The organism is Clostridioides sp. LIBA-6822 (genome assembly GCF_056688955.1).
In genome coordinates this window covers 2,647,067-2,664,565 of the sequence record NZ_CP196995.1, presented here as the reverse complement: position 1 = coordinate 2,664,565, position 17,499 = coordinate 2,647,067, and the positions used below count along the sequence as shown (strand labels likewise).

The following is a 17,499-nucleotide window of genomic DNA, read 5'->3' as shown; positions in this document are numbered from 1 at the left end:
GAAGAGTAATTTCAAAGGACAGTTTTAATTTTATTTGGTTTTCAATTAAGTTTTAAAAAAGGGAAGATTCTAACTATTTTAGCGAACGTAAGTTCTTGTATGGAGTAAAGAAGGGGTGGTAGTATGCAAAATGATAAAGAAAGACTTGTTGCTATTATAAGAATGTTAAGGGAAAAGGACGAAAATGATTATGAAAATTTCACGAAAATTATAAGGATTCTTATGAAAAATAAAAAAATGATTAAAAATATATATTTTTATTAAAGTTAATAAAAAAATAAAAATACATTGGATGCAACTCAATGTATTTTTATTTCTGTTTATTATCTAAAGAATCAAGAATTTTCAAAATGGCTTCTCTATCTCCTTTATCTAATTCAGCTATTTTAAATATACTTTCTCTATCTTCTTTATCTAATTCAAATATTGCATCAACTATTTTTTTTATCTCATTATCTATTTCTTCTGATAAAGTATTCAAGTTTCTGCCTAAAAGAAAATCAACAGAAACATTAAAATAAGTTGCAAGTTTATCAAGTAAAACTGCATCAGGCATTCTTAAATCTCTTTCATATTGAGACAAGGCTTGGCTTGTTATATTAAATACTTTTGCCAATTCAACTTGTTTAATATTATTATCTTCTCTTAGTTTACGCAATCTATTTCCAAAAGTCATATTTAAACCTCCAAAATAAACATTTTGTTTACTATAGTATATCATAGGTAAAAATTTTACTAAAAAAATTAAACAAAATGTTGTAATAAGTATTGACTTAAACGTTGTGTTTGAATATAATATAAATATATTAAACAATATGTTTAAAAAAGAGAGGTGAAAAAAATGAATAGACTAAAAATTATTAGAGAAAATCAAGGTCTAACTCAAACTGAGATGGCTGAATTATTGGGAATTTCTCGCCAAAGATATTTTATGTATGAACATAATAAACGAAGTTTTCCAATAAAATATGCTTTCAAAATATCTAAAATATTTGGTGTTGAGTTAGAAGAAATTTTTTTAGATATAAGTTAAACATAACGTTTAAATATTTAAATGATTAAACTAATTATACATCCTAAAAGGAGGAATTCAAATGTCATATGAATACCAAAATATATATCAAATTAGCAGGGAAAATACTGGTCTTACACAAGAAAAGGCATCTGAACTACTAGATATATCAGTAGAGAGTTTAAGAGCATATGAGAATGATAAAAGGATACCACCAAATACAGTAGTAGCCAAAATGGTTTCTATTTACAACAACAACTTATTAGGATATGAACACGTTAGAAGAACTACAGAAGCAGGAGTAATGTTTTTGCCAAAGCTGGAAATGAAAAGTCTTTCAAGTATAACTTTGAAGTTACATAAAGAAATTAAAGATTATCTAAAAAAAGAAGATGATTTCATAGATATAGTTGAAGATGATGTGATTGATGAAGATGAAGAAGAAGTTTGGAATGATGTTATGCAGGAATTAGAAGACATTTTTAAATCAATTTTAATTCTGAAACTTTCAAAGAAAACAATATAGGAAGGAGAAAATTATATGAACAACTTACAAACAATTAAAGAACAAGAATTATTAGGTAAAGAATTTAGAGTTTATGGAATTTTAGAAAAACCTTTATTTTTAGCTAAGGATGTAGCTGAATGGATAGAACATAGTAATGTATCAACGATGTTATCTAATATCGAAGTAGAAGAAAAAGAATTAATACAGATAGGCACTCTAAACAATGCTTATAGTGCTTGGTTTTTAACAGAAGATGGATTGTATGAGGTTTTGATGCAAAGCAGAAAACCAATTGCTAAGCAATTCAAAAAAGAAGTTAAAAAGATATTAAAAGAAATTCGTAAAACTGGTGGATATATACATACAACAGAAGATATGTCAGATGATGAAATAATGGCAAGAGCATTACAAGTAGCTCAAAAGACAATAGAAAAGAAAAGTAGAGAATTAGAAGAAAAAGATAAGGTAATTCAATTACAACAACCAAAAGTACTTTTTGCTGATGCAGTAGCATCTTCTGATGATTCTATATTAGTTGGAGAACTAGCTAAATTACTTAATCAAAACGGTGTTAACACAGGTGAGAAAAGATTATTCGCATGGCTTAGAGATAATGGTTACTTAATAAAACGTAAGGGTGAAGATTATAATACACTAACTCAAAAGAGTGTTGACTTAAAAATAATGGAAACTAAAAAAAGAGCAATATATAACCCTGATGGAAGCACAAAGATTACTAAAACACCAAAAGTAACAGGAAAAGGTCAAATATACTTTATTAACAAATTGAAATCAGTAAATCAAATATCAATGTTAGGTTAAATAAAACCAGTACTTTGAAAACTAAATACAGAATATTCAAAAAGAGGTGAGATAGATTGAATAGTAAAAAGAAATATACCCTGAGTATTACAGAAGAATTATATGTTAAATGCAAAGAAAAAGCTAATCAAAGAGGTATGTCAGTAAATGAATACATACTATCAGTGATTAGCAAAGCTTTATAAACGTTATTCTTCAATATTAACTTTTATTTCTCCTTTTGTTTGTTCATAATTTTCAACATGCTTCTTTATTAATTGTTCAATTTCTTTATTAGCAGAACGACCTTCACTTTCTGCAATATACTTAATTTTTTCAAGTAAAATTTTATTTATTCGCAAAGTGTATTTAGGCAATGAAGTTGACATAATAATACCTCCTTTTTAAAGTCTAAATGATGTCATTATTATATCATAAAAATAAATTATAGAAAATCTATAAAATATATTGACGGCATAAAGACGGCGTGATATTATTAAAACAAGAAAGGAGTTGACGGCAAAATGAACTCAAATAAAAAGAGAATAACTGTTAGGATGCCCGAAAAATTAAATGAAGAAATAACAAGAAAATCAAAATACTTAGGATTAACTAAAAACTCATTTATAATAGATATTTTATGGAAAGAGTTTGATTTATCTGAATATAAAAATAGTCATAAGGAGGATGATAAGTATGAATAACTTAACAATTATCAAGCAAAACAATAAATATTTAGTTGAGAGTAGAGAGGTAGCAGAATTAATAGAAAAAGACCATAATCAATTACTAAGAAGTATAAGAGGTTACATAAGTGTATTAAAGCAGAGTGCAAAATTGCACACTGATGATTTTTTTATTGAAAGTACTTACAAGAATGAAAACAATCAGAAATATCCTTGTTACTTATTAACTAAAAAAGGTTGTGACATGGTAGCTAATAAAATGACAGGGGAAAAAGGTATTATATTTACGGCAATTTATGTAACTAAGTTTGAAGAAATGGAGCAAGAGTTAAAAGAACAACAACCTAAATTACCAACTACATATAAAGAAGCATTACAACAATTGCTAATAGAAGTTGAGGAAAAAGAACAACTACAATTGGAGAATCAAACAATGAAACCAAAAGCAGACTACTTTGATGCTTTAGTAGAAAGAAACTTACTTACAAACATAAGAGATACAGCAAAAGAACTTGGAGTCAAAGAGAAAGTGTTTGTGTCATGGTTAATAGAGAAGAAATATTGTTATAGAGATACAAAAGGAAAAATAAAGCCTTATTCTAAGAAGATGCAATATTTTGAGTTAAAAGAGTTTACAACACCATACGGACATTCAGATACTCAAACACTAATAAATCCAAAGGGAAGAGAAGCATTTAGATTATTACTTATAAAAGATGGACTAATTAAAGAAAAAGAACAATGTCAGATAACTTTATTAGGTTAGTACTTTGAAAACTAAATACAGAATATTTTGAAAAGGAGTGAAGAGAATGAAAGAAGTAAACATTGTTCGAGGATATCCTAATTATCTAATGACAGTAGAGGAAGCTAGAAAAGCGTTAAAAATGGACATGAACTTAATTCGTAAATTAATTAATTTTAATTTAATACAAACATTAAGTTGGGGAAATGGCAGAAAAATATCAAGATATGAATTAGATGATTTTATTGATAGAAACCAAGGTCGAAATTTAGACCAGCTTTTGAAAGAAATGGAAGGAAACAGAGAGGAGGTGATTTAGTAGAATCAGTTCTGACAGTAGAAGATGTAATATACAACGATTATTATATTGAAATATTAAATTAAAAGGAGATAATTATGAATAAATTCGATTTAAAGAAAGTTGAAGTAGGAAATGCAGTAAAAATAAATTGTAAAAGACTTAATTTTGAAATTGATTGCATTGTAGTAGTAGCAACAGAAAATGAGCTAAATTTAGCTTACTACGACAAAGAAAGAGGATGTATGGAGTATCAAGCATTAACAGTAGAAGATATTAAAGATAATGATTATGAAGTTAAAAATTTAAACTAGGGGGTTAATTATGGAAAGTTTAAACAAAGTAAAACAAATGGTGCAAAAACAATTAGATTTAGCTGAATTAGAGATAAGTAAAAATAGTGTGCTTTATGAGGAACTTAGAAATAAAGACAGGGATTTAATAGATGATGCATACATGAGAGATTATCTAAGAGAAATAGTTGCATGGCAAAGAGCAAAATATGCTGTTGAAAATATTTTAGGTGGTATAAATTTAGAGATTAAATCAAAAGAACATGAGGAAAGCGAAGATTACAAGATATTTCAACTATTTTTAGAAGAACTTGAAAGAGATAGACCTATAGAGGTACAGATATAAGAAAAGAGCCACTGCAATGGCTCTAATCAAAAGGCAAATCAAAAAATTATAGCTATATTATAGCACAAGGGGGAAGAAATGAAAACTAGAAATGAAATAATTAATGATTTAGAAGATAGATTATTTATATTAAAGTTTACTAGATTTGAAGGAATAGAAGCAGAACAAGCTTTAGGAAGTATTGCAGGACTAGAATATTGTATAAAAAGGCATAAAGAAAATTGGACAATAGAGCAGTTTAAAGAAGATTTAGAAAAGCAAAAATCAGATGGTTTGTATGGAGACTATATAGATGGATGGGAAGGTGTTTTAAAAAGAAATATAAAGGACATGGAGCGTGGTGGAATTGGAAGTAAATAATATTTACATTAAATTAATGGATGTAAGAGTTAAATTAAGTAAATTGAATTTGAAGAAAAGCGGAGAGAATACTTATTCTAACTTCAAGTATTTTGAGTTAGCAGACTTTCTACCTCAAGCTACAGAGTTATTAGAAAAAGCCAAATTATGCCCTATAATAACCTTTACAAATGACTATGCAACACTAACACTAATTAATGGAGAAAATCCAGCAGAACAGATTGTATTCACTTCTCCAATGCGAGACTTACAGTTAAAAGGTTCCAATGAATTACAAGCACTAGGAGGTATAGAAACTTACCAAACTAGATATTTGTATATTCAGTTACTCAACATAACTGAGAATGATAGTTTTGACGCAGTAAGTGGAAAAGAAATAGCTAAGAATAATTTTAATAATAATGTTCAACAAGATAAAAATACAAGTGAAAGAATAATAACTGATAAACAAATAACTAGATTGTATGCAATAGCTAATAGCGTTGGAGTTAATAAAGCATTATTAAAAGAACAGATTTTTAAACAATTAGGAAAAGACATAAAAGATTTAAATAAAAGTGAATATGATGCTGTTTGTACAGCTTATGAGAAACAAGCCTTTAAAGGTGCATAAATAGGAGGTGATAAGATGGCAAAGTATAGAATTTTACAAGCTAACTTTTGGGATGATGCTTTTGTACTGGATTTAACTCCCGAAGAAAAGTACTTTTATAATTATTTGCTTACTAATGGTAGAGCAAGTCAATGTGGGTGTTATGAGTTACCATATAAAATCATGGAAATGCAAACAGGATACAACAGAGAAACTGTAGAGAAGTTAATAAAAAGATTTATAGAGTATGGAAAAATAAAATATGATTCTGATACTAAAGAAATATTAATCATCAACTGGAGTAAACATAATTTTTCTAAAAGTCCAAAAGTGCGTACTTGTATCTTAAAAGAGGTTGAAGCCATTAAAAATAAAGAGTTCCAACAGTATATGTATAAAGTATGTATAGACTATGGATACAGTATCGATACAGTATCTATAGACTATGGGGAAAAAGAAAAACAAAAAGAAAAACAAAAAGAAAAAGAAAAACAACAACAAAAAGAAAAAGAAGAAAAATCTTTGGTGGTTGTGGATAACATAAAAAGATATTTTGATTTAGAACCTAAAGACATTGAAAAAATTGTTGATGTATTCATACATACAAAGAGAGATATAAATTATCTAATAGAGAAGCTAGAGCTAGTTAAAAATACAGATAATGTAAAAAGTATCACAGGTTATCTTATAACAGCTTTAGAGAGGGATTTTGAACTTATACCAAGTAAGCATAATAAGAATAAGTTTCATAACTTTAATCAGACTTTTGACAAATATACAGATAAAGAATTATGTGAGATGTCTAAGAGAGGTCAGCTTGAAAAAAGTAAATTCGGTTAAGTTAAACAATCTAGGGAGTAATTATACAATATTACTTCCTAGAAGTTAAATAAAAATAAATATATTGGAGGAATAGAAATGATAATAATTAGAAGTCAAGATAGATTAGATTTAATGAAAGTCAATAGAATTGAAGTGAATAGAGAGCAAGTATATGCAGTATTTGAAGGAGAATCGAATTTTAGAGAGATAGGAAAATATAAATCAGAAAGAAGAGCCATTGAGGTATTAAACAGAATACAAGAGGCTATCATTGCAGGAACTAAGTTTGACATTATTAATAAAGATGGAGTTAGGTATTACAAAGAAAAAGTATTTGAAATGCCAATTGAATAAGGAGGATTAAAATGTTTAAAGTTGATAGATATTTTAGTGGTTCTGTTGCAGATAACATATTTGAAGATGATTTGACACTTAGAAGTTACATGGCATTATATTGCTGCATCTATGGAGTAATAGAAGATGGAGAACTTGTATTTCCAACTTCTGAAAAAATGTTAATAGAGTTTGATGTTGAAAGAAAAAGAAAAAAGATAAAAAAAGGTTCAAAAATAAAGTTGATTAATATCAAAACTGGCAAGGAAAAAATATTTAATTCTATAGATAGTGCAGCATGTTTCTTAAGACTAAAACATCAGTCAGTTTATCAAGCAATAAGAAATAAAAGTCAAACTAGAAGTGGGTGGAGAGCTGAATATGTTGAGGAGGAATAATGGAAGTTTCAAGAACTGAATACACAATTAAAAGAGCAAAAGAGTTATACAATGATGGCAAGGAAATATTAGTTGCTATAGATAGGGCTAGAGAAGAATATGAGGAGATGATTAAAAATGAATATTTTAACTAGTATTACATTAATAGTAATTAGCTTTATGGTTGGTAGGATTTATGAATACAGAATTTCAAATGAAGATAATGAGATAGATTCAAAGTTACTTTTAGATGTTTTTAATGAAATTATTGAGTTAAGAGAAGAAAATAAAACTCTTAAAGAAAAATTACAAGAAAAAGGGTCACTATCCATCAATAGATTAATAGATTTTTTACATAATAAACAGGTGTGTGAATGTTGTATTTATGACTGTAAGAAGGATGACATTGAATATGATTGTGAGGATGGTATTAAAAAGTGGCTTGATAGCGAAGAACTTATATTTGAATAGAAGAAATATCTAACAAAAATAGTTTAGAGAGTTTAAAAATGTATTTTAATATAAATTACTGTTGAAGTGTTTTGCGACTCTCAAAAACGAAATAAAGGAGGATTTAAAATGAAAAAATATAAAATTGAATTTGAAGAAAAAGTGATTTTGAGACATGAAGTTATAATTGAAATTCCAAGCGATACTAGTATAAATGATATTTGTAATCATATAGAGCAAGATTGTCAAAGAATATATGATATAGCAGCTTATGTAAATGATTATAATGGTAAACAAATAGATTTTACAGAAGATACTAGTGGGGAAACTGAAATGGTAGTTGAATCATTTAGAGAGTGCAAGGAGTGATTTTATGACTAATAAAGAAATGTGCAAGTCAAAGAATATCACAGAGAAAGAAAGTTATAAGCGATTTAGTAAAGAGATTTGTAAAAGTTGCAAAAACAATAAGAGAGATTGTGAAAGTAAAGATTGTGATATAACATACAAAAATTGGTTGGAGGATATTTACTATGTATAGTACTTATAAAGTAAAACTTAAAACTAAAAGAACATTGGAACAGGTAAGAAATCAAAGTGTAGATTTTGAGTATTCAGAAGAAGGATTAAAAAATACACTTAAATATTACAACTTGATTGATGGTTTAGAAGTAATTGTAGTTAAGTTTAAAGATGAATATTCCCTAGCTGGTTGCGATGAAAAAGATATAGAAAAAATAAGAGATTCATATTATATTTTAGAACAAGATGAATATTTTGGGTGTTATATAAATGAATATGAACGATTTAAAAAAGATTGGGAAAATGGTGAATGTGGTGGGGAAATTGGTATGGTATTTTCAGATGATGAAGTTGAGATAATTGAGAAATTAATGGAGGGTTAAATATGAATAAGAGAATTAAGTTGAAAAAAGGTATACTTCATAAAAAATGTGATGAAAGATGTGTCAATTATGACTTTGTAATTAGTAATAAGCTTATAACTTGTAATGTGTGTATAGGATGCAGATACAAAGAAAATATGGATAAAATATGTCAAGAAAACTATAAGGAATTAAGAAAATAAAATAAATAGTCAAGGTAAGTTTGTGAATGAAACTAGAATATTATAGACTTACTTTGACTTATAAAAGGAGTCGTCGATATGGTTATTACAGAATTTAAAGTAACTTGGCAGACAACAAGAGAGTGGGAAAAAGGAGAAGTATATAGCTCTATATTTACTGATTTAGAAGAAGCAAGAGCTTTTAAAAAAGATGAGGAAAATATAAAAGAAAATTATAATGTAAAGCTTTTAAGTAGAGCTATAGTCGAAATCGAAATAGATTAGGCAGGTGTTTTTAATGAATACTTTGATATATAAATATATAGTTAATGAACATAGAGATGAAGCAAATGAGTTGGATAGAGACTATGGAGAATTTGAAATATTCAATGGAGGTAAATGTTTTGGTGGATGTGGTAGGAATTTCTACACATTAGTTAAGTTTAAAAAAATGATAGTTACTTGTCCTCATTGTGGAAAAAAATATCAAATAAAACTTTTTAAAAATGGAAAAGTGAATATGAGAGTAATTGAGTAAATTAAGGGATGTGAGCTTATGATACATGAATTGCAAATATCTTCTAGTACTTTTAAAGATGTAATTAAGAATAAAAAACAAATTGAAGTAGAGCATATAGCAGATTTTAGAACAGGAGATACAGTTATATTACAGTCATTTAAAGATAAAAAATTTACAGGAATCGAAGTAAACAAAGAGATTGAGTATCTTGTTAAATTGGGAAATGGGTATGTTGAGCTAGGAATAAAATAAAAATTTAAGGAGGAAGAGTAAATGTTAGAATCTGCAACAGCAACTATAGCACTAGAAGATTTAGATGAATTAAGAAAAGATAGAGAGAATTTAAGACTATTAAAAAAAGAAATAGGTAAATTAATGAAGGTTGAAATGTATTGTGATAGATGCAGTAGGGATGATTGTGAGAATTGCAAAACAAAGATTAAAGTTGAAGTTGAAAAAGATGAAATTAAGGAATTTTTATTTAACTATATTTATTATAGTAGTAGTAAAGCACGTGACTGGATAGTTCATGAATGTGAAGTAGGAGAAGCGGAATTTTATTATATAGAGGATTAAGGAGAGGCAATGAAGATTAATTTTACAATAGATGGAGAACCAAAGGCAAAGGCACGACCTAGAATGAGTACATCAACTGGCAATGCTTATACACCTGAACAAACTGTACTTTATGAAAATTGGATTAGACTTATGTATAATTCTACAGTAAAACATTTCTTTGAAGGCAATGTTAAAATGACGGTTATTTGTTACTTTGATATTACTAAAAAAGATAGAGAAGCACTAAAGAAAAATAAGAAAAATACTAAAGCGTATAAGGATGCTATAGCTAAAGTAGAAGGTTCAATAAGACCAAGTAAAAAACCCGACTTAGATAATATAATCAAGTCTGTAGCTGATAGTTTGAATGGTATAGCTTATAAAGATGATTCTCAAATTGTAGAAGTAGTGAGTAAGAAATATTATAGTGATAAGCCTAGAGTTGAAGTTGTACTAGAGGATATTATATGAAAAGAATCTAAATAAAAATCACAATAAAATTATTAATATACTCTATAAAAAACGATACTAATAAAATTAAACAAATCCATATAAAGATATGCTTTTTGAATGGATATGTCTTATTGAGTTTTTGTGCAGCAGATGCCAGTAAAAAATAAATACAAAGTCTTATTAAGAAAACTATTAAATCTCCCATAAATTCCTCCTAATGTTAGATGATATAAAGTTAGGATACTATGAGATATTAATAATAACAATAGATTTTTTAGAATTGTAAATAAATTGAAATGAATTATTCAAAAGAGAAAAGGAGTGCTTTCACACTCCACTTGTCAAAAATATAAAGCTTTTATCCAAGATTATTATAACATAAACAGGAGTGTGAAAGTATGGATAATAATATCAATAAAAAAGAACTATTTAAAAAAGTAGAAGGTAGATTACATCATTATAAATTTTTAAATGCAGAGATTAAAAATCTTGAATTGGATATAGAAAGTAGAGAAAATGAAATATTTGGGTGCAAAGCTATTGGTTATGGTGAGAAAGTAAGTCCGACATATGCTTTTAATTCAAGTGTGGAAGATGAAGTTATTAAAAAAGAAAGAGATATTGCTAGATTAAAGAAATTAAAAAAAGATAAAGAAATAGAAAAGAAGAAGATAGAAAATGCACTTACATGTTTAGATATAAGAGAAGAACATTTTTTTAAACTGTTTTATGATAGCAGAATGAAAAATAGCATGGTTTATATATCTTTAGAAATGAACTCAGATAGGAAAACATGTAGATGTGTGAGGGAAAGGTTAGTATATAAAGTTATGGATATGCTTTATCCAAGAATTAAGGAAAATGAGCTACCATTATTTAAAAATTAGAAAATTCCCCAGTTTCTCCCCAAAAGTTCCCACTTTATTCCCTACTTTCTCCCCTTTTTGATTAAAAAAGCATGAGATAATAGTATTGTGGAAATGAAGATTTCCCTCTCAAAACTAAATATATATGTGAGCTAGGTTAAGGGATTCGCCTAGCTTATATGAACAGACTAGGCAGGGCATGAGGATGTTGTAAGTTCAATTCTTACTATGTTCAAAATATTTTTATTAATACACTATATGTAGCAGTTGAATTTAGATTAAAATCTCATACAATTTTGTATCTTAATTCAGGTGTCTAAAAGAGTGGGGCTTGGTAACCTCACTCAATGTATAAGTGCTGGTGCATAATTCTAGGTTCAATTCCTAGAACTTATTCCTTATAAATATAATATGTATCCCCCATTAAAAAGACTTAGATTAATTTCTAGGTCTTTTATATTCTTATATTTTAAAAATTAGATTTTATACTAAATAAATTAGGGAAAGAGCTAAGAAGAAAGGTTATTAAGATTAAAAAAGAATTAAAAAAAGAAATTGAAGAAGAAAAAATTATATAGATTTTTTATAAAGACTTTAACAAGAGTCCTTTTTTATCATCAAAACAAACAAATAAAAGAGGTGGTGATTTGCAAGATGTTAAAGAAAAGGTAAAAAAAGATTACCTAGAAGGTATGAAACAAAAGAAAATATCAGCAAAGTATGACATTAGTTTAAACACTCTAAAGTCATGGATAAAAAGATACAACTGGGTTAGTGAAAAAAAGAAAGGTGCACCTATAAACAAAAAGGGTGCACCTTTTTATAATAAAAATTCAGTTGGACATGGTGCTCCAAAAGAGAATAAGAATGCTGAAAAGTTTGGTTTCTTCTCAAAATACTTACCCGAAGAAACTCAAGATTTAATTAATGAGATAAAGAATAAAGATAAATTCGATATTCTTTGGGAACAGATAACAATCCAATATGCAGCAATAATAAGAGCACAAAAGATAATGTATGTTAAAGATAAAGAAGAAATGATTAAGGAAATAAAGAAACATGAAAGTACAGAAAATGGTGAGAGGATAGAGTATGAATTTCAATTTGCATGGGATAGGCAAGCATCTTTTCTTAATGCACAGAGTAGGGCAATGAGTGAGCTAAGAAGTCTTATAAAGCAATATGATGAAATGATTCATAAGGATTGGAATTTAGCTACAGAAGAGCAGAAAAATAGAGTTGAAAGGTTAAAATGTGAGGTTGCTAACCTAAATAAAGATGATATTGGAGATGATGAGTTGAAAATAAGTGTAGATTATGGGGATAACAATGATAGTTAGAATAGATTTTAATCCAGCTTTCAAGGGAGCTAACTTTACTAAAAAAAGATACAGAGCAATGAAAGGTTCAGCAGGTAGTGGAAAGTCTGTTAATGTAGCACAGGATTATATACTAAAGTTAGGTGATAAAAAGTACCAAGGAGCTAACTTATTAGTAGTTAGAAAATCAGAAGCCACACACAAATATTCAACCTATGCAGAACTTACAGGAGCTATAAATCGTATTTATGGTAAACAAACTGATAAGTATTGGAAAACAACTTTAAATCCTTTAGAAATTAAGAGTAAAGTTACTGGTAATTCTATAATTTTCAGAGGGGTTAATGATGCAAAACAAAGAGAAAAATTAAAGTCAATAAACTTTTCAAAAGGTAAATTAACATGGGTATGGTGTGAAGAAGCTACAGAACTTATGGAAAGTGATATAGATATACTAGACGACCGTTTAAGAGGTATTTTAACTAACCCTAATCTATATTATCAAATGACATTTACATTTAATCCAGTTTCAGCCACTCATTGGATAAAAAGAAAATATTTTGATTATAAAAATGATGATATATTTACTCATCATAGCACTTATTTACAAAATAGATTCATTGATGAAGCTTACTATAGAAGAATGCAAATGAGAAAAGAGCAAGACCCCGAAGGTTATAGAGTATATGGACTTGGAGAATGGGGAGAAACTGGTGGAGCAATACTTAAAAATTATGTTATACATGAATTTCCTACAGAATTTGAGTATTTTGATAATATGAGACTGTCACAAGACTTTGGATTTAACCATGCAAATGCAATACTTAGAATTGGTTTTAAGGATGGTGAACTATATATATGTAATGAAATATATGTACATGAAATGGATACATCAGAAATAATAAGAATTGCAAATAGTAAAGGGTTAGAAAAGAATCTATTTATGTATTGTGATAGTGCTGAACCTGACAGAATTAAAATGTGGAAAAGTGCAGGATATAAAGCTAAAGGAGTTAAAAAAGGACCTGGAAGTGTTAAAGCTCAAATAGATTATTTAAAACAGTTAAGAATACATGTACATCCTAGTTGCACTAATACAATAAAAGAAATACAACAATGGAAATGGAAACAAGATGAAAGAACAGGGTTATATCTTGATGAACCAGTTGAATTTATGGATGATGCAATGGCTGCTCTTAGATATTCTATAGATAATAAACTTAAAAATAATGGAATAAGCTTCTTGAAGTAAAGGAGGTGTTGAATATTTATATAAGTGAAACAGATTTAATAAAAGTTCAGTTAAAAAAAGAGAGCACCTTTAACCTAGTAAAAGTCATAGAACACTACATCTTAAAGCATAGGCCAGAAAAATATAAACAAGGAGAAGAATACTATTATGGTAATACTGATGTAAACAATAAGAGAAGATATTATCTCTTAGATGGAGCTAAGGTTGATGATTTTACTAAAGTTAATAATAAAGCAATTAATAACTACCATAAGCTTTTAGTTGACCAAAAGGTAGGCTATAGTGTCGGAAATCCCATAGTATTTAATGCAGATGATGATAATCTCACTAAGCTTTTAAATGACTTACTAGGAGAAGAGTTTGACGATACAATAACAGAACTATATCTCAATGCTAGTAATAAAGGGGTTGAATGGTTACATCCATATATTAATAGAAAAGGTGAGTTTAAATATGTAATAATTCCAGCTGAAGAAGCAATTCCTATTTGGGATAGTAAAAGACAGAGGGAATTAGTTGCATTTATTAGGTTTTATTATATTGAAGATATAGATGGAAATAAAATAAAAAGAGTTGAGTACTACACAGAAAATGACGTAACTTACTTTATTGAAAGAGGTAATAGTTTTATTCAAGAATTTTTATATGATGAATATGGAAAAATGACTGATATACAAGAAGGTCATTTTAGAATAAATAACAAAGAACAGGGATGGGGTAAAGTTCCATTTATACCTTTTAAAAATAATGAAAAGTGTGTCTCAGATTTAACTTTCTATAAATCATTAATAGATATATATGACAATAATATTTCTACACTAGCAGATAACTTAGATGAAATACAAGAGGTTATTTATGTATTAAAAGAATATCCAGGAAGCAGTCTACAAGAGTTTATAGATAATATAAGATACTATAAATCAATTAAAGTAGATGGTGGAGGTGGAGTTGATAAACTAGAGATAAGTATACCAGTTGAAGCTAAAAAGGAGCTTCTTGATAGATTAGAAAAGAATATAATTATTTTTGGTCAAGGGGTTAATCCCGAATCTCAAAACACAGGTGACAAATCGGGTGTAGCACTTAAATTTTTATATTCACTACTTGATTTAAAATGTTCCAAGACTGAAAAGAAGTTTAAAAAAGCAATTAGAGAACTTTTGTGGTTTGTATGTCAGTATTTAAAGATAAGTAGCAGTAAGAGCTATGATTATAAGTCAGTTCAAATAACATTTAATCACTCTATGATAATAAATGAAGTTGAAAAGATAGATATGGCAGCTAAATCAACTGGAATTATATCAGATGAAACTATTGTTAGTAATCATCCATGGGTTGAAGATGTAAACGACGAACTCGAGAGACTTAAAAAACAGGAAGAGACTCAAAAAGAATATGATGATTTAATTCCTAATAATGAAGATGGTGTTATAGATGAAACATAAAGATTATTGGAGGAAGAGATTTGAACAATTAGAAGAAGCTCAGAATAATAAAAGTGTAAAATACTATCTTGAATTAGAAAAACAATATAAACTAGCTATGACTAGTATAGAAAAAGATATACTTGTATGGTACAATAGATTTGCTCAAAATGAAGGTATTTCTTTGTTAGAAGCTAAGAAGCTACTTAACACAAGAGAATTAGAAGAATTTAAGTGGAATGTAGAAGAGTATATTAAATATGGCAAAGAAAATGCTATAAATCAGAAGTGGATGAAAGAGTTAGAAAATGCTAGTGCAAGGGTTCATATAACGAGGCTTGAAGCTTTAAAACTGCAAATACAACAACAAGTGGAAGTGCTTTATGGAAATGAACTTGATAGCATTGATATGTTAATGAAAGATATTTATACAAGTGGATATAACCATACATCTTTTATCATTCAACAAGGAATAAATGTTGGTTGGAGCTTAATGCCTTTAGATACTAATAAAATAAATAAAGTTATTTCTAAGCCTTGGACCAGCGATGGGTTAAATTTCTCAGAAAGAATTTGGAGTAAACATAGACCTGCTTTAATCAATGAGTTGCATACTAAATTGACTCAAAGTATTATTAAAGGTGAAAATCCAAAGAACCTAGTAAATGACTTTGCTAAGAGATTTAATGTATCTAAATCTCAAGCTAAAAATTTAATAATGACTGAATCAGCTTTCTTTGCATCAGCTTCTAGGAAAGATTGTTTCAATGATTTGAATGTAGAGAAATATGAGATAGTTGCCACATTAGATTTAAAAACATCAAATATTTGTAGAGAACTAGATGGTAAAGTATTTGATATGAAAGATTATAAAGTTGGAATAATAGCTCCACCGTTTCATTGTCATTGTAGGACTACAACAGCCCCTTGGTTCGAGGATGAAGAAGGTTATAGAGCAGCAGGAGGAGAAGATTGTAAAACTTATTATGTTCCATCAGATATGAAGTACAAAGAATGGTATGAAAAGACATTCATAAATGACAAAAAAGATGATATACTAAGTAATAAGAGTTGGTTAAAAGCAGATTTTCCAACTGAAAAGAAATTTAAAAAACATGTAGAGAAACACTTAAATGAATATGGAAATATAACTGCTGAAGAATACCTATCTACTGCAAGGAATTTGTTATCAGAACAATTGAGTAATGATGTAGAAGGATTTTTAAGTAAAGATAACTTTTTATTTAAATATAGAAAGAGTACTAATGATTTTGCTATTGGAAGAGAAGATGGTAAAATATCAACTTTATTTAAACCAAAAGAAGGTTATAATTACTGGTTAGAGCAAATGAAAGAATATAAGGAGGTTTAGATATGAATTGTCCAGTGTGTGGTAAAGATGTAGATATGTTTGATATTTGTGATAATTGTAATTGGCAAAATAGTGGACCAAAAGAAACTAATTACAAAGGACCAAATAAAATGTCACTAAAAGAAGCTAAAGAAGCTTATGAAAAAGGTGAAAAAGTAATATAAAAGCACTTGCTAAGTAATAAATTAGTAGGTGCTTTTATTATGTAAAAATTTAAAAAGGTAGGTGATTTTAATGTGTATATTAACTCAAGTCATAGTTGTAGTTTGTGTAGTACAAATCGTTATTAATTGTATTGCTAATCTTAATGTAAGTATTCTTTGCAATAAATTAAAAAAAGAAAATAAAGCTAATATAGACGAAGTTTCTGATGAAATTTTAAAGAAGGTAAATGAAGAGTTAAATAAATCATTAGAAAAAAGTCTTTAAGAGGCTTTTTTTATTTTGTAAAAAATGAAAGGAGATATTAGAAATGGATTGGTTAAAAGAATTACTTGAAGGAATAAAAGTAGAAGATAACAAGATTGATGTAGCTTCTCTTCAAAAGTCTATAGAAAAGAAAATAAAAGAGACTACAGTTACTCAAGAAGATTATGTGAATCTTGAAACACAACTTAATACAGCTAATGAAACTATTAAAAAGTTTGAAGGAGGTATGACAAAAGAAGATGTAGAGAATCTAAAAACAACTTATGAAACTGATAAGAAAACTTTAGAAGAAACTTACAAAAAAGAAATTGAAGAAAAAGATTTTAATTATTGGTTAGGCGATGCTTTTAAATCTGTTAAATGTAGGGATGAAATAGCATTAAAAGCTCATTTAGACATGGAAGCACTAAGAAATAGTAAAGATAGACAAAAGGCTTTTGAAGAACAGATAAATCCTTTAAAAGTTGATAAAGATTATTTATTTAATGCAACACTAGAAGGTGAAGAACCTAAAACAGATACTATAACACCAGGAGATGCACAATTAAAATCAACTGGATTTAAATTTAACTTCAATGGTGTAAAACCACATGAAAATAATAAACAATAACTAGGAG

General features: G+C 27.9%; 36 protein-coding genes. 34 read left to right on the top strand and 2 right to left on the bottom strand.

What is annotated here, in order from left to right:
- Positions 1–123: 123 nt before the first annotated feature.
- Positions 124–264, top strand: coding sequence for a hypothetical protein (locus ACTG48_RS12860; RefSeq protein ID WP_159067252.1), 141 nt, complete (start codon positions 124–126; stop codon positions 262–264).
- 46 nt (positions 265–310) lie between these two features.
- Here ACTG48_RS12860 and ACTG48_RS12855 read toward each other — a convergent pair whose 3' ends face one another.
- Positions 311–676: a helix-turn-helix domain-containing protein gene (locus ACTG48_RS12855; protein WP_107613007.1), complete on the bottom strand. Its 366-nt coding sequence runs from the start codon at positions 674–676 to the stop codon at positions 311–313.
- A 165-nt stretch (positions 677–841) separates the two neighbouring features.
- Here ACTG48_RS12855 and ACTG48_RS12850 point away from each other — a divergent pair, with 165 nt between their 5' ends.
- The 4 genes from ACTG48_RS12850 (at position 842) to ACTG48_RS12835 (ending at position 2,527) form a co-directional block, all read left to right on the top strand.
- Positions 842–1,033 carry a helix-turn-helix transcriptional regulator gene (locus ACTG48_RS12850; protein WP_167640219.1) on the top strand — a complete coding sequence of 64 codons (192 nt, stop codon included), beginning with the start codon at positions 842–844 and terminating at the stop codon, positions 1,031–1,033.
- 61 nt (positions 1,034–1,094) lie between these two features.
- Positions 1,095–1,538: a helix-turn-helix domain-containing protein gene (locus tag ACTG48_RS12845; RefSeq protein WP_479917051.1), complete on the top strand. Its 444-nt coding sequence runs from the start codon at positions 1,095–1,097 to the stop codon at positions 1,536–1,538.
- 15 nt (positions 1,539–1,553) lie between these two features.
- A complete protein-coding gene (locus ACTG48_RS12840) occupies positions 1,554–2,342 on the top strand; it encodes a phage antirepressor KilAC domain-containing protein (RefSeq protein ID WP_479917050.1) in 789 nt (262 codons plus the stop codon).
- A 56-nt stretch (positions 2,343–2,398) separates the two neighbouring features.
- Positions 2,399–2,527, top strand: coding sequence for a hypothetical protein (locus ACTG48_RS12835; protein ID WP_255613034.1), 129 nt, complete (start codon positions 2,399–2,401; stop codon positions 2,525–2,527).
- A gap of 3 nt (positions 2,528–2,530) precedes the next feature.
- On the opposite strand, the gene ACTG48_RS12830 is transcribed toward ACTG48_RS12835, so the two are convergent.
- The gene (locus tag ACTG48_RS12830) at positions 2,531–2,710 is read right to left on the bottom strand and encodes an Arc family DNA-binding protein (RefSeq protein WP_074438730.1); all 180 of its coding nucleotides are present in this window, start codon (positions 2,708–2,710) and stop codon (positions 2,531–2,533) included.
- Between the two features lie 135 nt (positions 2,711–2,845).
- Here ACTG48_RS12830 and ACTG48_RS12825 point away from each other — a divergent pair, with 135 nt between their 5' ends.
- From ACTG48_RS12825 to ACTG48_RS12685, 29 genes are all read left to right on the top strand, one after another.
- Positions 2,846–3,025 carry a hypothetical protein gene (locus ACTG48_RS12825; RefSeq protein ID WP_074438729.1) on the top strand — a complete coding sequence of 60 codons (180 nt, stop codon included), beginning with the start codon at positions 2,846–2,848 and terminating at the stop codon, positions 3,023–3,025.
- A complete protein-coding gene (locus ACTG48_RS12820; RefSeq protein WP_479917049.1) occupies positions 3,018–3,773 on the top strand; it encodes a Rha family transcriptional regulator in 756 nt (251 codons plus the stop codon). Before ACTG48_RS12825 ends, ACTG48_RS12820 begins: the two co-directional genes overlap by 8 nt.
- 46 nt (positions 3,774–3,819) lie before the next feature.
- A complete protein-coding gene (locus ACTG48_RS12815; RefSeq protein ID WP_479917048.1) occupies positions 3,820–4,071 on the top strand; it encodes a hypothetical protein in 252 nt (83 codons plus the stop codon).
- A gap of 77 nt (positions 4,072–4,148) precedes the next feature.
- Positions 4,149–4,364: a hypothetical protein gene (locus ACTG48_RS12810; protein WP_479917047.1), complete on the top strand. Its 216-nt coding sequence runs from the start codon at positions 4,149–4,151 to the stop codon at positions 4,362–4,364.
- A 10-nt stretch (positions 4,365–4,374) separates the two neighbouring features.
- Entirely contained in the window at positions 4,375–4,689 is a 315-nt protein-coding gene (locus ACTG48_RS12805) for a hypothetical protein (RefSeq protein WP_479917046.1), read from the top strand.
- 78 nt (positions 4,690–4,767) lie between these two features.
- On the top strand, positions 4,768–5,049 hold the full coding sequence (locus ACTG48_RS12800) for a hypothetical protein (RefSeq protein ID WP_479917045.1): 282 nt from the start codon (positions 4,768–4,770) through the stop codon (positions 5,047–5,049).
- The gene (locus ACTG48_RS12795) at positions 5,027–5,662 is read left to right on the top strand and encodes an ERF family protein (RefSeq protein WP_479917044.1); all 636 of its coding nucleotides are present in this window, start codon (positions 5,027–5,029) and stop codon (positions 5,660–5,662) included. The genes ACTG48_RS12800 and ACTG48_RS12795 overlap by 23 nt, the downstream gene beginning before the upstream one ends.
- 15 nt (positions 5,663–5,677) lie before the next feature.
- The gene (locus tag ACTG48_RS12790) at positions 5,678–6,481 is read left to right on the top strand and encodes a hypothetical protein (RefSeq protein ID WP_479917043.1); all 804 of its coding nucleotides are present in this window, start codon (positions 5,678–5,680) and stop codon (positions 6,479–6,481) included.
- A 78-nt stretch (positions 6,482–6,559) separates the two neighbouring features.
- Positions 6,560–6,817 carry a hypothetical protein gene (locus tag ACTG48_RS12785; protein ID WP_479917042.1) on the top strand — a complete coding sequence of 86 codons (258 nt, stop codon included), beginning with the start codon at positions 6,560–6,562 and terminating at the stop codon, positions 6,815–6,817.
- Between the two features lie 11 nt (positions 6,818–6,828).
- On the top strand, positions 6,829–7,194 hold the full coding sequence (locus tag ACTG48_RS12780) for a hypothetical protein (RefSeq protein ID WP_479917041.1): 366 nt from the start codon (positions 6,829–6,831) through the stop codon (positions 7,192–7,194).
- Complete coding sequence (locus ACTG48_RS12775) at positions 7,194–7,328, top strand: hypothetical protein (protein WP_479917040.1); 135 nt, start codon at positions 7,194–7,196, stop codon at positions 7,326–7,328. Before ACTG48_RS12780 ends, ACTG48_RS12775 begins: the two co-directional genes overlap by 1 nt.
- Positions 7,312–7,644 (top strand): hypothetical protein, encoded by a 333-nt coding sequence (locus ACTG48_RS12770; protein ID WP_479917039.1) that lies wholly within the window; start codon positions 7,312–7,314, stop codon positions 7,642–7,644. The genes ACTG48_RS12775 and ACTG48_RS12770 overlap by 17 nt, the downstream gene beginning before the upstream one ends.
- Positions 7,645–7,752: 108 nt before the next feature.
- On the top strand, positions 7,753–7,992 hold the full coding sequence (locus ACTG48_RS12765; protein ID WP_107578205.1) for a hypothetical protein: 240 nt from the start codon (positions 7,753–7,755) through the stop codon (positions 7,990–7,992).
- A 4-nt stretch (positions 7,993–7,996) separates the two neighbouring features.
- Complete coding sequence (locus tag ACTG48_RS12760; protein ID WP_021425925.1) at positions 7,997–8,164, top strand: hypothetical protein; 168 nt, start codon at positions 7,997–7,999, stop codon at positions 8,162–8,164.
- Positions 8,157–8,528, top strand: a complete 372-nt coding sequence (locus ACTG48_RS12755; protein ID WP_479917038.1) for a hypothetical protein — start codon at positions 8,157–8,159, stop codon at positions 8,526–8,528. The genes ACTG48_RS12760 and ACTG48_RS12755 overlap by 8 nt, the downstream gene beginning before the upstream one ends.
- A gap of 2 nt (positions 8,529–8,530) precedes the next feature.
- Positions 8,531–8,710: a hypothetical protein gene (locus ACTG48_RS12750; protein ID WP_479917037.1), complete on the top strand. Its 180-nt coding sequence runs from the start codon at positions 8,531–8,533 to the stop codon at positions 8,708–8,710.
- A 78-nt stretch (positions 8,711–8,788) separates the two neighbouring features.
- Positions 8,789–8,974 carry a hypothetical protein gene (locus tag ACTG48_RS12745; RefSeq protein ID WP_021408363.1) on the top strand — a complete coding sequence of 62 codons (186 nt, stop codon included), beginning with the start codon at positions 8,789–8,791 and terminating at the stop codon, positions 8,972–8,974.
- Between the two features lie 13 nt (positions 8,975–8,987).
- On the top strand, positions 8,988–9,227 hold the full coding sequence (locus tag ACTG48_RS12740; RefSeq protein ID WP_227859908.1) for a zinc ribbon domain-containing protein: 240 nt from the start codon (positions 8,988–8,990) through the stop codon (positions 9,225–9,227).
- A gap of 18 nt (positions 9,228–9,245) precedes the next feature.
- Positions 9,246–9,461: a DUF3850 domain-containing protein gene (locus ACTG48_RS12735; RefSeq protein WP_479917036.1), complete on the top strand. Its 216-nt coding sequence runs from the start codon at positions 9,246–9,248 to the stop codon at positions 9,459–9,461.
- Between the two features lie 21 nt (positions 9,462–9,482).
- Positions 9,483–9,785 (top strand): hypothetical protein, encoded by a 303-nt coding sequence (locus tag ACTG48_RS12730; protein ID WP_227437393.1) that lies wholly within the window; start codon positions 9,483–9,485, stop codon positions 9,783–9,785.
- A 9-nt stretch (positions 9,786–9,794) separates the two neighbouring features.
- Positions 9,795–10,238 (top strand): RusA family crossover junction endodeoxyribonuclease, encoded by a 444-nt coding sequence (locus tag ACTG48_RS12725; RefSeq protein ID WP_479917035.1) that lies wholly within the window; start codon positions 9,795–9,797, stop codon positions 10,236–10,238.
- A gap of 380 nt (positions 10,239–10,618) precedes the next feature.
- Complete coding sequence (locus ACTG48_RS12720; protein WP_074179355.1) at positions 10,619–11,107, top strand: hypothetical protein; 489 nt, start codon at positions 10,619–10,621, stop codon at positions 11,105–11,107.
- A 626-nt stretch (positions 11,108–11,733) separates the two neighbouring features.
- Entirely contained in the window at positions 11,734–12,426 is a 693-nt protein-coding gene (terS, locus tag ACTG48_RS12715; RefSeq protein WP_479917034.1) for a phage terminase small subunit, read from the top strand.
- On the top strand, positions 12,404–13,657 hold the full coding sequence (locus ACTG48_RS12710; RefSeq protein ID WP_479917033.1) for a PBSX family phage terminase large subunit: 1,254 nt from the start codon (positions 12,404–12,406) through the stop codon (positions 13,655–13,657). Before terS ends, ACTG48_RS12710 begins: the two co-directional genes overlap by 23 nt.
- Before the next feature lie 5 nt (positions 13,658–13,662).
- Positions 13,663–15,102 carry a phage portal protein gene (locus ACTG48_RS12705; RefSeq protein ID WP_479917032.1) on the top strand — a complete coding sequence of 480 codons (1,440 nt, stop codon included), beginning with the start codon at positions 13,663–13,665 and terminating at the stop codon, positions 15,100–15,102.
- Complete coding sequence (locus ACTG48_RS12700; protein WP_479917031.1) at positions 15,092–16,453, top strand: minor capsid protein; 1,362 nt, start codon at positions 15,092–15,094, stop codon at positions 16,451–16,453. The genes ACTG48_RS12705 and ACTG48_RS12700 overlap by 11 nt, the downstream gene beginning before the upstream one ends.
- Before the next feature lie 2 nt (positions 16,454–16,455).
- The gene (locus ACTG48_RS12695) at positions 16,456–16,617 is read left to right on the top strand and encodes a CPCC family cysteine-rich protein (RefSeq protein WP_479917030.1); all 162 of its coding nucleotides are present in this window, start codon (positions 16,456–16,458) and stop codon (positions 16,615–16,617) included.
- 70 nt (positions 16,618–16,687) lie between these two features.
- A complete protein-coding gene (locus ACTG48_RS12690) occupies positions 16,688–16,882 on the top strand; it encodes a hypothetical protein (RefSeq protein ID WP_167650228.1) in 195 nt (64 codons plus the stop codon).
- A gap of 43 nt (positions 16,883–16,925) precedes the next feature.
- Positions 16,926–17,492 (top strand): phage scaffolding protein, encoded by a 567-nt coding sequence (locus ACTG48_RS12685; protein WP_021385807.1) that lies wholly within the window; start codon positions 16,926–16,928, stop codon positions 17,490–17,492.
- Positions 17,493–17,499: the final 7 nt, after the last annotated feature.

Excerpts from the sequence above, each read along its gene's own strand:
- ACTG48_RS12860 (WP_159067252.1), top strand. The coding sequence starts at position 124 with ATGCAAAATGATAAAGAAAGACTTGTTGCTATTATAAGAATGTTAAGG.
- ACTG48_RS12855 (WP_107613007.1), bottom strand. The coding sequence starts at position 676 with ATGACTTTTGGAAATAGATTGCGTAAACTAAGAGAAGATAATAATATT.
- ACTG48_RS12850 (WP_167640219.1), top strand. The coding sequence starts at position 842 with ATGAATAGACTAAAAATTATTAGAGAAAATCAAGGTCTAACTCAAACT.
- ACTG48_RS12845 (WP_479917051.1), top strand. The coding sequence starts at position 1,095 with ATGTCATATGAATACCAAAATATATATCAAATTAGCAGGGAAAATACT.
- ACTG48_RS12840 (WP_479917050.1), top strand. The coding sequence starts at position 1,554 with ATGAACAACTTACAAACAATTAAAGAACAAGAATTATTAGGTAAAGAA.
- ACTG48_RS12830 (WP_074438730.1), bottom strand. The coding sequence starts at position 2,710 with ATGTCAACTTCATTGCCTAAATACACTTTGCGAATAAATAAAATTTTA.
- ACTG48_RS12825 (WP_074438729.1), top strand. The coding sequence starts at position 2,846 with ATGAACTCAAATAAAAAGAGAATAACTGTTAGGATGCCCGAAAAATTA.
- ACTG48_RS12820 (WP_479917049.1), top strand. The coding sequence starts at position 3,018 with ATGAATAACTTAACAATTATCAAGCAAAACAATAAATATTTAGTTGAG.
- ACTG48_RS12815 (WP_479917048.1), top strand. The coding sequence starts at position 3,820 with ATGAAAGAAGTAAACATTGTTCGAGGATATCCTAATTATCTAATGACA.
- ACTG48_RS12810 (WP_479917047.1), top strand. The coding sequence starts at position 4,149 with ATGAATAAATTCGATTTAAAGAAAGTTGAAGTAGGAAATGCAGTAAAA.
- ACTG48_RS12805 (WP_479917046.1), top strand. The coding sequence starts at position 4,375 with ATGGAAAGTTTAAACAAAGTAAAACAAATGGTGCAAAAACAATTAGAT.
- ACTG48_RS12800 (WP_479917045.1), top strand. The coding sequence starts at position 4,768 with ATGAAAACTAGAAATGAAATAATTAATGATTTAGAAGATAGATTATTT.
- ACTG48_RS12790 (WP_479917043.1), top strand. The coding sequence starts at position 5,678 with ATGGCAAAGTATAGAATTTTACAAGCTAACTTTTGGGATGATGCTTTT.
- ACTG48_RS12785 (WP_479917042.1), top strand. The coding sequence starts at position 6,560 with ATGATAATAATTAGAAGTCAAGATAGATTAGATTTAATGAAAGTCAAT.
- ACTG48_RS12780 (WP_479917041.1), top strand. The coding sequence starts at position 6,829 with ATGTTTAAAGTTGATAGATATTTTAGTGGTTCTGTTGCAGATAACATA.
- ACTG48_RS12775 (WP_479917040.1), top strand. The coding sequence starts at position 7,194 with ATGGAAGTTTCAAGAACTGAATACACAATTAAAAGAGCAAAAGAGTTA.
- ACTG48_RS12770 (WP_479917039.1), top strand. The coding sequence starts at position 7,312 with ATGAATATTTTAACTAGTATTACATTAATAGTAATTAGCTTTATGGTT.
- ACTG48_RS12765 (WP_107578205.1), top strand. The coding sequence starts at position 7,753 with ATGAAAAAATATAAAATTGAATTTGAAGAAAAAGTGATTTTGAGACAT.
- ACTG48_RS12760 (WP_021425925.1), top strand. The coding sequence starts at position 7,997 with ATGACTAATAAAGAAATGTGCAAGTCAAAGAATATCACAGAGAAAGAA.
- ACTG48_RS12755 (WP_479917038.1), top strand. The coding sequence starts at position 8,157 with ATGTATAGTACTTATAAAGTAAAACTTAAAACTAAAAGAACATTGGAA.
- ACTG48_RS12750 (WP_479917037.1), top strand. The coding sequence starts at position 8,531 with ATGAATAAGAGAATTAAGTTGAAAAAAGGTATACTTCATAAAAAATGT.
- ACTG48_RS12745 (WP_021408363.1), top strand. The coding sequence starts at position 8,789 with ATGGTTATTACAGAATTTAAAGTAACTTGGCAGACAACAAGAGAGTGG.
- ACTG48_RS12740 (WP_227859908.1), top strand. The coding sequence starts at position 8,988 with ATGAATACTTTGATATATAAATATATAGTTAATGAACATAGAGATGAA.
- ACTG48_RS12735 (WP_479917036.1), top strand. The coding sequence starts at position 9,246 with ATGATACATGAATTGCAAATATCTTCTAGTACTTTTAAAGATGTAATT.
- ACTG48_RS12730 (WP_227437393.1), top strand. The coding sequence starts at position 9,483 with ATGTTAGAATCTGCAACAGCAACTATAGCACTAGAAGATTTAGATGAA.
- ACTG48_RS12725 (WP_479917035.1), top strand. The coding sequence starts at position 9,795 with ATGAAGATTAATTTTACAATAGATGGAGAACCAAAGGCAAAGGCACGA.
- ACTG48_RS12720 (WP_074179355.1), top strand. The coding sequence starts at position 10,619 with ATGGATAATAATATCAATAAAAAAGAACTATTTAAAAAAGTAGAAGGT.
- ACTG48_RS12710 (WP_479917033.1), top strand. The coding sequence starts at position 12,404 with ATGGGGATAACAATGATAGTTAGAATAGATTTTAATCCAGCTTTCAAG.
- ACTG48_RS12700 (WP_479917031.1), top strand. The coding sequence starts at position 15,092 with ATGAAACATAAAGATTATTGGAGGAAGAGATTTGAACAATTAGAAGAA.
- ACTG48_RS12695 (WP_479917030.1), top strand. The coding sequence starts at position 16,456 with ATGAATTGTCCAGTGTGTGGTAAAGATGTAGATATGTTTGATATTTGT.
- ACTG48_RS12690 (WP_167650228.1), top strand. The coding sequence starts at position 16,688 with ATGTGTATATTAACTCAAGTCATAGTTGTAGTTTGTGTAGTACAAATC.
- ACTG48_RS12685 (WP_021385807.1), top strand. The coding sequence starts at position 16,926 with ATGGATTGGTTAAAAGAATTACTTGAAGGAATAAAAGTAGAAGATAAC.